This is a genomic window from Caballeronia sp. LZ028 (assembly GCF_031451415.1).
Lineage (GTDB): Bacteria > Pseudomonadota > Gammaproteobacteria > Burkholderiales > Burkholderiaceae > Caballeronia > Caballeronia zhejiangensis.
In genome coordinates, this window is sequence record NZ_JARUXN010000001.1 from 797,250 (window position 1) to 811,864 (window position 14,615).

11 protein-coding genes and 1 CRISPR repeat array (1 of these 12 only partly in view) are annotated in these 14,615 nt (G+C 65.2%); of the genes, 8 read left to right on the forward strand and 3 right to left on the reverse strand.

The features are described 5' to 3' along the window. A CRISPR array of direct repeats spans positions 1-131; the repeat unit is 28 nt; unit sequence GGTTCCTCCGCGTGCGCGGAGATAGACC; it begins 263 nt to the left of the window's first position. A 128-nt stretch (positions 132-259) separates the two neighbouring features. Together QCE58_RS03795 and dacB are read right to left on the reverse strand one after the other, a co-directional pair. Next, a complete protein-coding gene (locus tag QCE58_RS03795) occupies positions 260-1,363 on the reverse strand; it encodes an SGNH/GDSL hydrolase family protein (RefSeq protein ID WP_008351318.1) in 1,104 nt (367 codons plus the stop codon). A 223-nt stretch (positions 1,364-1,586) separates the two neighbouring features. Next, entirely contained in the window at positions 1,587-3,185 is a 1,599-nt protein-coding gene (dacB, locus tag QCE58_RS03800; RefSeq protein ID WP_033536528.1) for a D-alanyl-D-alanine carboxypeptidase/D-alanyl-D-alanine-endopeptidase, read from the reverse strand. A gap of 263 nt (positions 3,186-3,448) precedes the next feature. Here dacB and QCE58_RS03805 point away from each other — a divergent pair, with 263 nt between their 5' ends. The 6 genes from QCE58_RS03805 (at position 3,449) to QCE58_RS03830 (ending at position 9,071) form a co-directional block, all read left to right on the forward strand. Beyond that, positions 3,449-4,111, forward strand: coding sequence for a response regulator (locus tag QCE58_RS03805; RefSeq protein WP_008351316.1), 663 nt, complete (start codon positions 3,449-3,451; stop codon positions 4,109-4,111). Further along, the gene (locus QCE58_RS03810; protein WP_008351315.1) at positions 4,111-5,412 is read left to right on the forward strand and encodes an ATP-binding protein; all 1,302 of its coding nucleotides are present in this window, start codon (positions 4,111-4,113) and stop codon (positions 5,410-5,412) included. The genes QCE58_RS03805 and QCE58_RS03810 overlap by 1 nt, the downstream gene beginning before the upstream one ends. A gap of 133 nt (positions 5,413-5,545) precedes the next feature. Further along, complete coding sequence (locus QCE58_RS03815) at positions 5,546-7,051, forward strand: DegQ family serine endoprotease (protein WP_250480303.1); 1,506 nt, start codon at positions 5,546-5,548, stop codon at positions 7,049-7,051. A gap of 138 nt (positions 7,052-7,189) precedes the next feature. Then, positions 7,190-7,684: a hypothetical protein gene (locus QCE58_RS03820; protein WP_008351312.1), complete on the forward strand. Its 495-nt coding sequence runs from the start codon at positions 7,190-7,192 to the stop codon at positions 7,682-7,684. A gap of 143 nt (positions 7,685-7,827) precedes the next feature. Further along, positions 7,828-8,205 (forward strand): DUF427 domain-containing protein, encoded by a 378-nt coding sequence (locus QCE58_RS03825; RefSeq protein WP_008351311.1) that lies wholly within the window; start codon positions 7,828-7,830, stop codon positions 8,203-8,205. Positions 8,206-8,279: 74 nt separating this feature from the next. After that, positions 8,280-9,071 carry a CoxG family protein gene (locus QCE58_RS03830; protein WP_250433807.1) on the forward strand — a complete coding sequence of 264 codons (792 nt, stop codon included), beginning with the start codon at positions 8,280-8,282 and terminating at the stop codon, positions 9,069-9,071. Between the two features lie 10 nt (positions 9,072-9,081). On the opposite strand, the gene QCE58_RS03835 is transcribed toward QCE58_RS03830, so the two are convergent. Beyond that, a complete protein-coding gene (locus QCE58_RS03835) occupies positions 9,082-9,726 on the reverse strand; it encodes a TetR family transcriptional regulator (protein ID WP_033536527.1) in 645 nt (214 codons plus the stop codon). 449 nt (positions 9,727-10,175) lie between these two features. On the opposite strand from QCE58_RS03835, the gene QCE58_RS03840 reads away from it, so the two are divergent. Both QCE58_RS03840 and QCE58_RS03845 read left to right on the forward strand, forming a co-directional pair. After that, the gene (locus QCE58_RS03840; RefSeq protein WP_250520945.1) at positions 10,176-11,435 is read left to right on the forward strand and encodes an efflux RND transporter periplasmic adaptor subunit; all 1,260 of its coding nucleotides are present in this window, start codon (positions 10,176-10,178) and stop codon (positions 11,433-11,435) included. 15 nt (positions 11,436-11,450) lie between these two features. Continuing rightward, complete coding sequence (locus QCE58_RS03845; RefSeq protein WP_250520946.1) at positions 11,451-14,615, forward strand: efflux RND transporter permease subunit; 3,165 nt, start codon at positions 11,451-11,453, stop codon at positions 14,613-14,615.

The window sequence follows — 14,615 nt, forward strand, 5'->3', positions numbered from 1 at the left end:
AGATAGACCTTGCGAAGTGCGCACCGGCGTCTTGTATCTATCGGTTCCTCCGCGTGCGCGGAGATAGACCCAACGATCTCATGCCGCTCACGCTCACGCCAAAGGTTCCTCCGCGTGCGCGGAGATAGACCGTACTAGAACGTCAAACTGGACCGTATCGACGAATTCCTCCGCCCCGCGGAGCCTTTCTCACCGCAACAAAAAAAACCGCTCGGGCGATCCCTCGCCCGAGCGGTTTTTCATCCTAAAACCCCAACCCTTACTTCCCCAACCCCGTCGCCGCAATCGTCTGCTCCGCGGCCTGCGCGTACAGCGCGTGCAGATGCGTCGTCGGATGCACGGTATCGGCGTACATGTACGTCTGATCCGCGCCCGCGACCGTCAACGTTTCCGGCGAGCAGAACAGCGACGTCGCGAAATCCTGCGGATTCGGCTCGCCGTACTTCTGCGCGGCCGCGGCCATCGCCTTCAGGTTGCACGCGGTGCCCGTATTCGACACCGTGAAGCCTAACTGCTGATAGTTCGCGGTGATCTGCGCCAGCTTCGGCGGCGTATCGAGGTAGATGACTTTCGACTTGATGTTGAGCGCCTGCAACGTCTGATCGAGCGCAGTATTGAACCCGATCGAAGCGCTCGAAAGACCGGCGCGCGTGACCGCGTCGCTCATCGTGCCCTGCGGCGTCGTGCCGATATCCGGCACGTTCGATACCAGCACATGCGTCGCGCCGTGCTGCAGGATCGTCGCGACGATTCCGCCGAGTTGCTTGGCCGCCGTGATGATCGCAGTGGATGCATCGGCCTGCGAGATCGCGCCGGCCTTAACCAACTGCAAGTTGTAAAGGACGTCGTTCGCGCCGCCATTCACGATGACGAGCTGATTCGCGTTGAAACTGCCGTGCGCCGCAAGGTAGTTCTGCACTTGCGTCGCGACCGGCACGGTCAACGCGCCCGCGTAGCTGTTCGGATCCGTGGCGTGACCGATGCCCATGGGATTCGTCACGCGCGCGCCGCCTTGCGCATAGCCGAGTCCCGACTGATTCGTCGGCGCAACCCCAAACCCCCCCGTCATCGCCGGCGTCAGCGTATCGCCGTAATACTGCGCGACGTTCTGCACCCAGACCTGTCCCGGATTCGTCGTGAACCGTCCGCCGCCGAAGTTCGCGGCCGCGACCGGCGCATACGTGCCGACATCGGAAAGGCTGTCGCCGAACGACACCACCTGCAGCTTCACGCCGCCCGCGGGCGTCGAATTGTTGTCATCGCCGCCGCCGCCGCACGCGGCGATCAGGGCGAAGGCCGCGCTGGCCGTCGCGACTTGGGCAAAGCGCACCAGTGCGGCGCGCGTCGAGCGTTGCTTCTTCATGACCTCGTCTCCCTTCTTACCTGTTTTCTAGTTCGATTACGGCGTCAGACCGTGTCGCGGTCTTCATGCCGCTAGCTGCGAGTTTAAGCGATGCCGCGCGCCATCCTGGCGCGCGCGCAGCTTACGGCCGAGCGCCGTGCCCGACAGCGTACACGCGGCGCGCGTCTTTCCGAACGCGACTTCGTAGAAGAAATCTTCGGTGTTTGCAGACGCCCGTGCCCGCTCAATCCGCCACGCCCGGCCGACGCGCGCCTTCGTAGACCCATTCGAGCAGCGCATCGTGCGCGGCGCGCGCGGCCTCGGCGCGCGGATCGTTGATGAAACTCACGACCACATAGCTCTCGCCGTTCGCCGCGCCGACATAGCCCGCGATCGCGCGCACGTCGCGCAGCGTGCCGGTCTTGATGTGCGCGTTGCCGAGCGCGCCCGCGTTGGTGAGACGGTTGCGCATGGTGCCGTCGACGCCCGCGATCGGCAGCGATTCGACGAACACCTGCGCGACCGGACTCGCGTTCGCGGCCATCAGCAGATCGGCGAGCGAGATCGCGGAAATATGCTCGTCGCGCGAAAGGCCCGAGCCGTTGTCGAGCACGAGACCGTTCATCGGCAGGGCGCTGCGTTTCAGGAACGCCTGGATCGCCGTCGCCGATTTCGCCGTCGTCGCGGGCGGCTTCAGTTGCGCCGCGCCGATCGTCAGGAACAGGTTGCGCGCCATCACGTTGTTGCTGAACTTGTTGATGTCGCGCACGACATCCGACAGCACCGGACTGCGATGCGTGCCGACGAGGCGCGCATTCGACGGCGTCGGGCCTTCGCGCGTCGTGCCTGCGAACGTGCCGCCCGCCTGCTTCCAGAGCGCGAGGAAACCGCCCGCGAAGAAGGTCGAATGATCGAGCGCCGCGACGTTGATCGTGCGCGAGCCGCAACGCAGCGGATAGTCGCCGACGAACGACGCCTGCACGAAGCCGCCCTGCGTCTGCGCGACGCTCGGCGACGCCGCCGAAAGCGAGCCGACGCACGCGCCGCGCGTCACGCGCAGTTCGTTGTCGATCTGGAGCTGCGCGAGTTGCGGCAATACGTCGATGGATACTTGTCCGTCGGCGTTGGGCGTCAGCGTGAAGGACAGCGATTTGAACGCGTAAAGCAGCGGATCGGGGCCGACGTTGTAGGGCGCGCTGTCGTCGTTGTCGAACGCGGGCAGATCGCGCGTCGACGCGTCGAAGTAGCGCTTGTCGAGCACGAGCGCGCCGTCGATGCCCGTGATGCCGTTCTTGCGAATCTGATCGACGAGATCGATCAGCTCTTCCGGCACGAGCTTCGGATCGCCCGTACCCTGAATGTACAGATTGCCGTGCAGCACGCCTTGCGCATCGAGCTGGCCGTCGGCGTACGCGGTCGTCTTCCAGCGATAGTCCGGGCCGAGCATCGAAAGGCCCGAGAAGGTCGTGACGAGCTTCATCGTCGATGCGGGCAGCATCGGCTCGTTCGCGTTCACCGAGACGAGCGGCAGCGGCGCGCCGACACGCTGCACGACGACGCTCATCGACGACAGCGGCACATGCGCGTGCGCGAGCGCCGTCATCACCGATGCGGGCAGCGGGCCGGCCGGCACGACCGCTTTCGCCGCGCGCTCGGCTTTCGCGCGCTTCGACTTCGCCCCGCCGATGGCCGCGCGCTGCGGCGCGTGACCTTGCGCATCGGCCTTCGAGCCGCCGCCGCGCGCATCGGCATCGGGCATATGGCCGAGGGCCGCGCAGGCGAACGCTGCGGCGAGAGCGTACGAAGACAGTCGGCGAGAGAAGGAACGGAAAACGGGCGGCATGGACGAGCGTTGTTCTTGGCTGGATGACGAGCGGCGGCGCGTGGCCGGGCGGGGTCGCGCCGCGAGGAAGCGGCTATTGTAGACAAGCTGGCTTGCGGAAATCGTACGGGTAAAAAATCATCGCACGACGCGCTTCGGGTGCGGCATGCGGTTGTCCTCCGATGCTGGACGATCGGCGCCGTTAAGTCCCGTTTAAGCCCCGCGCGGATACAATGACTCGCGGCCCGCGGGCTGCCCCACGTAACCATCAACAGACATGTGCCATGCGAATCCTGCTTGTCGAAGATGACCGGATGATCGCCGAAGGCGTGCGCCGTGCGCTGCGCGCGGACGGCTTCGCAGTCGACTGGGTCCAGGACGGCGAGGCCGCGCTCACGGCGGTCGCGGGCGAGTCGTACGATCTGATGCTGCTCGATCTCGGCCTGCCCAAGCGCGACGGCCTCGACGTATTGAAGACCCTGCGCGCGCGTTCGAACTCGCTGCCGGTGCTGATCGTGACGGCGCGCGACGCCATCGCGGATCGCGTCAAAGGACTCGACGCCGGCGCGGACGATTACCTCGTCAAACCTTTCGATCTCGACGAACTCGGCGCGCGCATGCGTGCGCTGATCCGCCGTCATGCGGGGCGCGGCGAATCGCTCGTTCGGCACGGTGAACTGACGCTCGATCCGGTCGGTCATCAGGTGACGCTCGCGGGCAATCCCGTGTCGCTGTCGGCACGCGAATTCGCGCTGCTCGAAGCGCTGATGGCGCGGCCCGGCGCAGTGCTGTCGAAGAGCCAGCTCGAAGAAAAGATCTACGGCTGGGGCGAGGAAATCGGCAGCAATACGGTCGAGGTCTACATCCATTCGCTGCGCAAGAAGCTCGGCGCCGATCTCATCCGCAACGTGCGCGGCCTCGGCTACATGGTCGCGAAGGACGCCTGATGCGGTCGATCCGCCGGCAATTGCTGATCTGGCTGCTTGCGCTCGTGATCGTCGGCGTGGGCTTCGCGGGCTGGCTCATTTACCGGCAGGCGCTCGCCGAAGCCAACGAACTCTTCGACTATCAGCTTCAGCAGATCGCGGCCGCGCTGCCGTCCGAGCCGTTTTCTTCGGTGCTCAGTTCGCGCAGCGAAAGCGACGAAGGCGTCGTCATCCAGATCTGGAATCGCAACGGCGCGCTGATGTACTTCTCGCATCCGCGCGTGCCGCTCGCGCCGCATGCCGAACTCGGCTTCTCCACGGAGATGACGCCGCGCGGCGAATGGCGCGTGTATAGCGCGATCGTCGGCGATAACGTCGTGCAGCTCGCGCAGCCGCTGTCGATCAGAAATCGCGTCGCGGCGGGCGTCGCGTGGCGCACGCTGTGGCCGCTCGTGCTGCTGCTGCCGCTGCTCGGGCTCGCGATCTGGGTGATCGTCGGGCTCGGGCTCGCGCCTTTGCAACGCGTCACGCGCGCGCTCGACACGCGTCATCCGGAAGCGCTCGATCCGCTGCCGGATCGGCCGCTGCCGCAGGAAGTGCGGCCGGTCGTGCGTGCGCTGAATGCGCTGCTGTCGCGCTTGTCGGCGGCGCTCGACACGCAAAAGGCCTTCGTCGCCGATGCCGCGCACGAGCTTCGGACGCCGCTCGCCGCAGTGCAGATTCAGGCGCAGCTCGTCGCGCGCGCGCAGGATGACGAAACGCGTCGCGAGGCGCTCAGGGATCTGCACGAAGGCATCGCGCGCGCGACGCGGCTTGCGGAGCAACTGCTGGCGCTCGCCCGCTCGGAACCGGATGGCAAGGCGGCGTTCGCATCGGTCGATCTCGCCGCGCTGCTCGAATCATGCGTGCGCGGCTCGGTGCTGGTGGCGCAGCAACGCGGCGTCGATCTCGGCATCGAGGAGAGCGAACCGGCGACCGTGAACGGCGATCCCGATTCGCTGCGCGTGATGTTCAACAATCTCATCGACAACGCGACGAAGTACACGCCTCGCGGCGGCCGCGTGGACGTGTGCCTTCGTCTCGCCGATGGCCGTCCCGTCGTCGAAATCTCCGATACCGGACCGGGCATTCCTCAAGAAGAACGAGAAAGGGTGTTCGACCGGTTTTATCGCGTGGGCGAAGGGGCGAATCGCGCGCGCACGGATGTGTCCGGCAGCGGCCTCGGGCTCGCGATCGTGAAGCGGATCGCGCAGCAGCATGGCGCGACGGTGACGTTGGCGGAGTCGAGCGCGAGCGGTCTCAAGGTGGCCGTAACGTTCTGATGCGCGTGGCCGCCGCGCCGAAGCAAGCCGCTCTTTCTCCTCTTTTAAGAGCGGTTTAAGCGACGCCCCGTAACCTTGCTCCATCGATAAAGCGCGCTCCGTGAGAGCGCATCCCTCGTCAGGAGCACACACGATGAAAGCGAAGATTCTTACCCGCAGCGCCGTCGCGGCTGCCGTTGCCGTCGCCTTGTCGGCGGGTTACGTGGCGGGTCATAACAACGTTCCTGCACCGCAAGTCATCGCGCCCGCGCAAGCCGCCGCGATGATGCCCGCCGAAGCCGCGGCCAAGACGGGCATCCCCGATTTCTCCGGTCTCGTGGAAACGTATGGCCCGGCCGTCGTCAACATCAGCGCGAAGCACGTCGTCAAGCAGACGTCCGCGCGCAGCGGCCAGAATCAGTTGCCGATGGACCCCGACGATCCCTTCTATCAGTTCTTCAAGCGCTTCGGCGGCATGCCCGGCTTCGGCGGCGGCGATGGCGGCCCGCGCGCGGATCGTCCGAGCGAAGGCCTCGGCTCCGGCTTCATCGTCAGCAGCGACGGCTACATCCTCACCAACGCGCACGTCGTCGATAACGCGAACGTCGTCACCGTGAAGCTCACGGACAAGCGCGAATACCGCGCGAAGGTCATCGGCGCGGACAAGCAGTCGGACGTCGCCGTGCTGAAGATCGACGCGAAGAGCCTGCCGACGGTGAAGATCGGCGATCCGAACGGCAGCAAGGTCGGCCAGTGGGTCGTCGCGATCGGCTCGCCGTACGGGTTCGACAACACGGTGACGTCGGGCATCATCAGCGCGAAGTCGCGCGCGCTGCCCAACGAGAACTACACGCCGTTCATCCAGACCGACGTGCCGGTGAATCCGGGCAACTCCGGCGGGCCGCTTTTCAATCTGCAAGGCGAAGTGATCGGCATCAATTCGATGATCTATTCGCAGACGGGCGGCTTCCAGGGCCTTTCGTTCGCGATCCCGATCAATGAGGCGATCAAAGTCAAGGACGCGCTCATCAAGACGGGTCACGTCGATCGCGGCCGTCTCGGCGTGACGGTGCAGGGCATGAATCAGACGCTCGCGAATTCCTTCGGCATGAAGTCGCCGCAAGGCGCGCTCGTGAGCTCGGTCGAGCCGGGCGGGCCGGCCGCGAAGGCGGGTCTGCAACCGGGCGACGTCATCACGGCGCTCAACGGCGAGCCGGTCACGGATTCGACCTCGCTGCCGTCGCAGGTCGCGGGTCTCGCGCCGGGCACGTCCGCGAAGGTCACGGTGTGGCGCGACAAGAGCGCGAAGGATCTCAGCGTGACCATCGGCGCGTTGAAGGACACGAAGACCGCGAGCGCGAAGACCGGCAGCGGTGACGAATCGTCGGCGCAGGATGCGCGCCTCGGCGTCGCGGTGCGTCCGCTTACGCCGGAAGAAAGGCAGAACGATTCGCTCTCGCGCGGCCTGCTCGTGCAGCAGGCGGGCGGCGCGGCAGCGAACGCGGGCATTCAGCCGGGCGACGTGATTCTCGCCGTCAACGGCCAGCCGGTGACGTCCGTGCAACAGTTGAAGTCGATGGTTCAGCACGCGGGCGACAGCATCGCGCTCCTGATCCAGCGCGACGACGCGCAGATCTTCGTGCCTGTCGATCTCGGCTGACGCAGCGCATCGGGCCGCGACGCGGGCACGAAGCATGCTCCCGGGTTCCCTGGTGCCCCATCGCGTGAAACCGACGCATCGGGCGTGACGCCGCCGGCGCTTTCGAGCGCGGCGGCATCGGAAAAAGGAGCTGAAAACATGACGAGCAGAACCACGGGCAGGCTGGCGGCCGCGCTTCTCGTTGCGGCGGCGAGCGCGAGCATGGCGGGCAGCGCCTGGGCGCAGCAGGCGAGCGGCGCCTCGGGCGGCACGGCGACCGATTTGTCGAGCGCCGGCAACACCAACGGCGGCGGCCTGCCGCAGATCGAGCAGCAAGGCGACGTTTCGTATACGTCGGGCGGCGTCGGCCTCGACGAGTCGCGCGCATTGTTGCGCGAACAGGCGCACTGGCCGCTATCGCTGCGCTTCACGGGTCCGACTTCCGATTACCTTTCGGGCGTGCATGTGCGCGTCGTCGGCGGCAAGGGCGGCGAGGTGCTGTCCACGGAATCGATGGGACCGTACATGCTCGTCAAGCTGCCGCCCGGCAACTATACGGTCTACGCGAAGTACAAGGATCAGGAGAAAAAGCAGGCCGTGACGGTCGCGGGGCCGGGCAAGGCCAAGGCGGCATTCCACTGGAACATTCAGTAAGCGCGGGCGTCGAAAGGGAAACGCCCGGGCCATCGAAAGCGCTCACGCAGGATCGGAAGTTTGTCTCATAATTAAGCCACGGGTGTCTCGATGACTCGTGGCTTTTTCTTTGGAAGCCGGTTCTTACGCGGAGGGGCAGCACGATGGGCACGGAACTGAACGTCGGGCACGAAACGGCGCATCACATCGAGATCACGCTGAACGGCCGGCGCTGCCGCGTGATCCATCAGGGCGTGACCTACGCCGATACGCACGCATCCCTCACGCTCGTCGAGCAGGGCGCGGAAAAAGTGCACTACTTTCCGCGCGCCGACGTGAACATGGCGCGCCTCGAACGCTCGATTCACACCACGCACTGCCCGACGAAGGGCCAGGCGACGCACTATCATCTGCTGACCGAAGACGGCCCGGTCGAGAATGCCGCGTGGAGCTACGAAGCGCCGCTCGACGCCGCCGCGAAAATCAAGGGCTATCTCGCGTTCTACGGTTCGCGCGTCGATCGCATCGACGAGACTTCCTAGGCGCGCATCCGAACAGACACCTTACATCCGCTCCGCCATAACGAACGCATGCGATCCTTGTCCCGGAGGCTCGAATGGAAGTCACCGATGCGCTGTGCGTTCCGCTCGATTGCGCGCACGTCCGCGAGGCGCTCTCCGATCTCGCGTTGCTGCGCGCGAGCCTCGACAATTGCGAATCGTTCACGCGCACGCCCAACGGCGAGTATGTCCTCACGCTGATCGTGCCGCTCGGCGCGCTGCGGGCGCGCTACGAAATTCGCGCGCACGCCGCCGGGCGCACGCGACAGGCGGCGCATGAAGAAGGGGAAAGCGACGCGTCGCACGACGGCGCGTACGCGCGCACGCTGAGCTTCAAGGCGCGCGGCGAAGGCGTCGGCTCATTGCGCGGGCAGATCGCGGTCGCGCTCAATCCCGATGACGACGGCGCCGCGACGTGGATCGAATACACCGTCTGGGCGACGGTCTCGGGACCGCTCGCCGGCTTGCCCGCGCGTCAGATCGAAAACGCGCTTCGTGAAGGCGCCGACGATTTCTTCGCCGAGTTCTGCGAAGTGGTGCGTGCGAAGCACGGCTTGCCGTCGATGCGCGCGGCAGGCGCAAGCGCCGAGCGCCGGCATGTGTTCTTGCGGCCGGGCGCGATGTCGGCGGCGTTCTCGCGTCGCTCGGGCGCGATGCGCGGGCATTCCGCCGACGCCCACGCGAGCGGCGTGCTGCGGCATCGGCTGCACGGACACGGATTCGTGCACAACGACCGCGATCATTCCCACGATCCGCATCCGCTCGGCCTGCCGATATGGGCGTGGGCGGCGATGCTCGTGTGCATCGCGCTGTTCGCGTATTTCGCGCAGCACATCGGTTCGCAATAGACGGCGCGAATCAGGCGCTCGCGGGCATCAGCAGCGACGGGCTGCAGCGCAATGCGTCGAAGCATGCGTCGATGAGCGCTTCGGCGTCGCGTTCCGGATGAACGATGTCGGGCAGCATCAGCGAATCGTGCAGGATGCCCGTGAAGAGACAGTGGAGCATGGTCATCGCGCGGCGCGTGTCGAGCGTCGCCGGAAGCTGCTTCTTTTCGACGGCGTTGCGCAGCGCGCGCTCGATGCGCTCCATGCCGTCGCGCATGTTGTTCTGATGCCGCTCGCGCACCGGCCCCATTTCCTCGACGAATTCGCATTTCATGAAGAGGATGTCGAAGACGCGGCGCCGCTGCTCGTCGGTCGTGATGTTGCGCATGCACCAGACGAAGAGTTCATGTAAACGCGCGAGCGGGTCTTCCTCCTTGCCGTCCAGCGTGGATTCCACGAGTTCGTCGAGCGGCAAAAGGCTGCGGTCGAACATCGCGTTGAAGAGATCGCCCTTGTTGGCGAAATGCCAGTAGATCGCGCCGCGCGTGACGCCCGCCGCCTGCGCGATGTCCGCGAGCGTCGTGCGCGATACCCCTTTCTCGTAGAAGACGCGCTCGGCCGCGTCGAGTACGCGGTTGCGCGTCAACTGCGCTTCTTCCTTGGTTCGTCTGACCATATCCTGCGGCCGGTGGCCGTCTGCTCCTGCTACTGCCGTTTGAAAGCCGCTCTGTGGACGACTCTGTCGAAGGTTCGTCGAACGTAATCGATTCCCCTGAGCGGTTTCTTCTCATCGCCAATGGGGAGAAACACGTACGGTTTTTTACATTCATTCGTGAATGTATATACAATACCACCCGTTTACGAATATTCACAAATTCATCCGGCGGGCGGATTTCGCATAAGCTTGCGTTTCCATTGCCCGTTCTGGCCGTCCTGTGGCCACGGGCGACGCCTCCGAGCGTCGCGCACGGGTATGAGGCGTCACGCGCAGGCTGGCGTCGCCGCTCACTCGCCGGACAAGTTGGTGTATTCACAGCGTCCCGAAGGACGCTCGTGCGCGGCGTTGCCCGGGGAAGGCCGCCGCGTGCCCAAACTTCACTCTCAGTCTTAGACAGAGGTCGCTCCATGCGCGTCGAACGGGTTCCACTCCGCTTAATCACCGCCGCGACGGCTGCCGTGTTCCTGGCAGCGTGCGGGCAAAAACAATCAGCGCCTCCGCCGCAAACGCCCGAAGTGGGTATCGTCACCGTGCAGCCGACGAGCGTGCCGGTCATCGTCGATTTGCCGGGCCGCACCAACGCCTATCTGGTCGCGCAAGTGCGCGCACGGGTCGATGGCATCGTGCTGCGCCGGGAGTTCACTGAAGGCTCCGAGGTCAAGGCCGGTCAGCGTCTCTACAAGATCGATCCGGCGCCGTACATCGCCGCGCTGAACAACGCCAAGGCGACGCTCGCGAAGGCGCAGGCGAACGTCGCGTCGCAGAACGCGCTCGTGGCGCGCTACAAGATCCTCGTCGCGGCCAATGCCGTGTCGAAGCAGGATTACGACAACGCCGTCGCGGCGCAAGGCCAGGCCGTCGCGGATGTCGCCGCGGGCAAGGCATCGGTCGATACCGCGCAGATCAACTTGGGCTACACCGACGTCGTCTCGCCGATCACCGGCCGCACCGGTCTCTCGCAGGTCACGCCGGGCGCCTACGTTCAGGCGAGCGCCGCGACGCTGCTCACGACCGTGCAGCAGCTCGATCCGATCTACGTCGATCTGACGCAATCGAGCGTCGAAGGCTTGCGCCTGCGCCGTCAGATTCAGGAAGGCCGTCTGCAGACCGAAGGCATCCACGCCGCGAAGGTCACGCTCCAGCTCGAAGACGGCCGCACGTACACCGAGCAGGGCAAGCTGCAGTTCTCCGACGTGAGCGTCGACCAGAGCACCGGTTCGGTGACGGTGCGCGCGATCTTCCAGAACAAGGACCGCGTGCTTCTGCCGGGCATGTTCGTGCGCGCGCGGATTCAGGAAGGCACGAACGACCACGCGCTCGTCGTGCCGCAGATCGGCGTCACGCATGACCAGAAGGGCACGCCGACCGCGCTCGTCGTCAACAAGGACAACAAGGTGGAACTGCGCCAGCTCGTCACGGGCAGCACGTTCGGCAACAACTGGGTGGTCGACAGCGGCCTGAACCCGGGCGACCGCGTGATCGTGAACGGCGTGGAGAAGGCGAAGCCCGGCATGCAGGTGAAGCCGGTCGACGCGAAATTCCCGTATCCCGTAGCCGGCGCATCGGATGCGCAGGCGGCATCGGCGCCGGCCGGTGCCAGCGGCGCGAGCGCTGCCAGCGGTCCGCAAGCCGCATCGGCCGCCTTCGCTGCATCGGGCGCGCAATAAAAGGGAGCCTGTTACATGGCAAAGTTTTTTATCGATCGACCGATCTTCGCGTGGGTGATCGCGATCATCCTGATGCTGGCGGGGATGGCGTCGATCTTCACGCTGCCGGTCGCGCAGTATCCGACGATCGCGCCGCCCGCGATCCAGATCAGCGCGACGTATCCGGGCGCATCCGCGAGCACCGTCGAAAACACGGTGACGCAGGTGATCGAGCAGCAGATGACCGGCCTCGACCACTTGCTGTACCTGTCGTCGACGTCCGATGACTCGGGCACGGCCACCGTCACGCTGACGTTCGCGGCGGGCACGAACCCGGACATCGCGCAGGTGCAGGTGCAGAACAAGCTGCAGCTCGCGACGCCGCTGCTTCCGCAAGTCGTGCAGCAGTTGGGCACGAAGGTCACGAAGTCGAGTTCGAGCTTCCTGCTCGTGCTCGCGTTCGTGTCCGAAGACGGCAGCATGAGCAAGTACGACCTCGCGAACTACGTGGCGTCGAACGTGGCGGATCCGCTCTCGCGTATCGACGGCGTCGGTACGACGACGCTGTTCGGCTCGCAGTACGCGATGCGCGTCTGGCTCGATGCGACCAAGCTCACGAACTTCGCGCTCACGCCTGTCGACGTGAAGAACGCGATCACGAACCAGAACGTGCAGGTGGCGGCGGGTGCGCTCGGCGGCACGCCGGCGGTGCCGGGGCAGATGCTCCAGGCGACCATCACGGAAGCGACGCTGCTGCGCACGCCCGAGCAGTTCGGCAACATCCTGCTGAAAGTGAATCAGGACGGCTCGCGCGTGTTGCTGAAGGATGTCGCGCGGATCGAACTCGGCGGCGAAAACTACAACTTCGATACGAAGTACAACGGACAGCCGACGGCCGGCTTCGGTATCCAGCTCGCGACGGGCGCGAACGCGCTCCAGACCGCGAAACTGGTCCGCCAGAAGATCGACGATCTGTCGAAATACTTCCCGCATGGACTGGTGGTGAAGTATCCGTATGACACGACGCCGTTCGTGCGACTGTCGATCGAGGAAGTGGTCAAGACGCTGATCGAAGGCATCGTGCTCGTGTTCCTCGTGATGTATCTGTTCCTGCAGAACCTGCGGGCGACGATCATCCCGACGATCGCGGTGCCGGTCGTTCTGCTCGGCACGTTCGCGATCATGTCGGCGGTGGGCTTCTCGATCAACGTGCTGTCGATGTTCGGCCTCGTGCTCGCGATCGGCCTGCTCGTCGACGATGCGATCGTGGTCGTGGAGAACGTCGAGCGGGTGATGTCGGAGGAGCGTTTATCGCCGCGCGAAGCGACCCGCAAGGCGATGGGGCAGATCACCGGCGCGCTGGTCGGCGTGGCGCTCGTGCTGTCGGCGGTGTTCGTGCCGGTGGCCTTCTCCGGCGGCTCGGTCGGCGCGATCTACCGTCAGTTCTCGCTGACGATCGTCGCGGCCATGGTGCTGTCCGTCATGGTCGCGCTGATTCTCACGCCGGCGCTGTGCGCGACGATCCTGAAGCCGCATCCGGAAGGGCACGAGCCCGAGAAGAAGGGCTTCTTCGGCTGGTTCAACCGCACGTTCAACAAGAGTCAGGAGAAGTATCACAGCGGCGTGCAGCACGTCATTCGCCGCTCGGGACGCTGGCTCATCATCTATATCGTCGTGATCGTCGCGGTGGGCATGCTGTTCCTGCGTCTGCCGAAGTCGTTCCTGCCCGATGAAGACCAGGGCACGATGTTCGTGCTCGTGAACGCGCCGTCCGGCTCCACGCAGGAGTACACCGCGCACGTTCTGAAGGACGTGCAGGACTATCTGCTGAAGGACGAGAAATCGATCGTCGAATCGGTCTTCACGGTGAACGGCTTCTCGTTCGCGGGCCGCGGCCAGAACTCCGGCCTCGTGTTCGTGCGGATGAAGGACTACGCGGAACGCCAGCACAGCGACCAGAAGGTGCAGGCGCTCGTCGGACGCATGTTCATGCACTTCGCGCCTTACAAGGACGCGATGATCTTCCCGGTCAATCCGCCTTCGATTCCGGAACTCGGCACGGCGGCGGGCTTCGACTTCGAGCTGCAGGATCGCGGCGGCCTCGGCCACGCGAAGCTGATGGAAGCGCGCAACATGCTGCTCGGCATGGCCGCGAAGGATCCGACGCTCGCACAGGTGCGTCCGAACGGCCTGAACGACACGCCGCAGTTCAAGGTGAATGTCGATCGCGAGAAGGCGAGCGCGCTCGGCATCGCCGTATCGGACATCGATCAGACATTCTCGATCGCGTGGGCGTCGCAGTACGTGAACAACTTCCTCGACGTCGACAACCGGATCAAGAAAGTCTACGTGCAGGGCGATGGTCCGTTCCGCATGAACCCGGACGACCTGAACAAGTGGTACGTGCGCAATGGCGCCGGAACGATGGTGCCGTTCGGCGCCTTCGCGACGGGCAACTGGACCTACGGTTCGCCGAAGCTCGAACGCTACAACGGCATCTCGGCGGTGGAAATCCAGGGCGCGGCGGCCGCGGGCAAGTCGACCGGCCAGGCGATGACCGCGATGGAAGCGATCGCGGCGAAGCTGCCGGCGGGCATCGGCTACGAATGGACGGGCCTTTCCTATCAGGAACGCCAGTCGGGTTCGCAGGCGCCGATTCTCTACGGCATCTCGATCCTCGTCGTGTTCCTGTGTCTCGCGGCGCTGTATGAAAGCTGGTCGATTCCGTTCTCGGTCATCATGGTCGTGCCGCTCGGCGTGCTCGGCGCGCTGCTCGCGGCGACGCTGCGCGGTCTGGAAAACGACGTGTTCTTCCAGGTCGGCCTGTTGACGACGGTGGGTCTGTCGGCGAAGAACGCGATTCTGATCGTGGAATTCGCGCGCGAGTTGCGGATTCAGGGCATGTCGACGGTCGAAGCGGCGATGGAAGCGGCGCGCCTGCGGTTGCGCCCGATCCTGATGACCTCGCTCGCGTTCATTCTCGGCGTGATGCCGCTCGCGATCAGTAACGGCGCGGGCTCGGCGAGCCAGCACGCGATCGGCACCGGCGTGATCGGCGGCATGTTGACCGCGACCTTCCTCGCCATCTTCATGATTCCGATGTTCTTCGTCGTTATCAGCAAGTTCAGCAAGAGCAAGGACGTGCCGGCGCCGGGTTCGTCGGGCGACATCGAAGGCACGAACGGTAAGGAAGGACACTGA

Bases quoted from the DNA above. Each gene is read 5' to 3' on its own strand.
- QCE58_RS03795 (WP_008351318.1), bottom strand. From the start codon at position 1,363: ATGAAGAAGCAACGCTCGACGCGCGCCGCACTGGTGCGCTTTGCCCAA.
- QCE58_RS03810 (WP_008351315.1), top strand. From the start codon at position 4,111: ATGCGGTCGATCCGCCGGCAATTGCTGATCTGGCTGCTTGCGCTCGTG.
- QCE58_RS03830 (WP_250433807.1), top strand. From the start codon at position 8,280: ATGGAAGTCACCGATGCGCTGTGCGTTCCGCTCGATTGCGCGCACGTC.
- QCE58_RS03820 (WP_008351312.1), top strand. From the start codon at position 7,190: ATGACGAGCAGAACCACGGGCAGGCTGGCGGCCGCGCTTCTCGTTGCG.
- QCE58_RS03840 (WP_250520945.1), top strand. From the start codon at position 10,176: ATGCGCGTCGAACGGGTTCCACTCCGCTTAATCACCGCCGCGACGGCT.
- QCE58_RS03805 (WP_008351316.1), top strand. From the start codon at position 3,449: ATGCGAATCCTGCTTGTCGAAGATGACCGGATGATCGCCGAAGGCGTG.
- QCE58_RS03845 (WP_250520946.1), top strand. From the start codon at position 11,451: ATGGCAAAGTTTTTTATCGATCGACCGATCTTCGCGTGGGTGATCGCG.
- QCE58_RS03835 (WP_033536527.1), bottom strand. From the start codon at position 9,726: ATGGTCAGACGAACCAAGGAAGAAGCGCAGTTGACGCGCAACCGCGTA.
- QCE58_RS03815 (WP_250480303.1), top strand. From the start codon at position 5,546: ATGAAAGCGAAGATTCTTACCCGCAGCGCCGTCGCGGCTGCCGTTGCC.
- dacB (WP_033536528.1), bottom strand. From the start codon at position 3,185: ATGCCGCCCGTTTTCCGTTCCTTCTCTCGCCGACTGTCTTCGTACGCT.
- QCE58_RS03825 (WP_008351311.1), top strand. From the start codon at position 7,828: ATGGGCACGGAACTGAACGTCGGGCACGAAACGGCGCATCACATCGAG.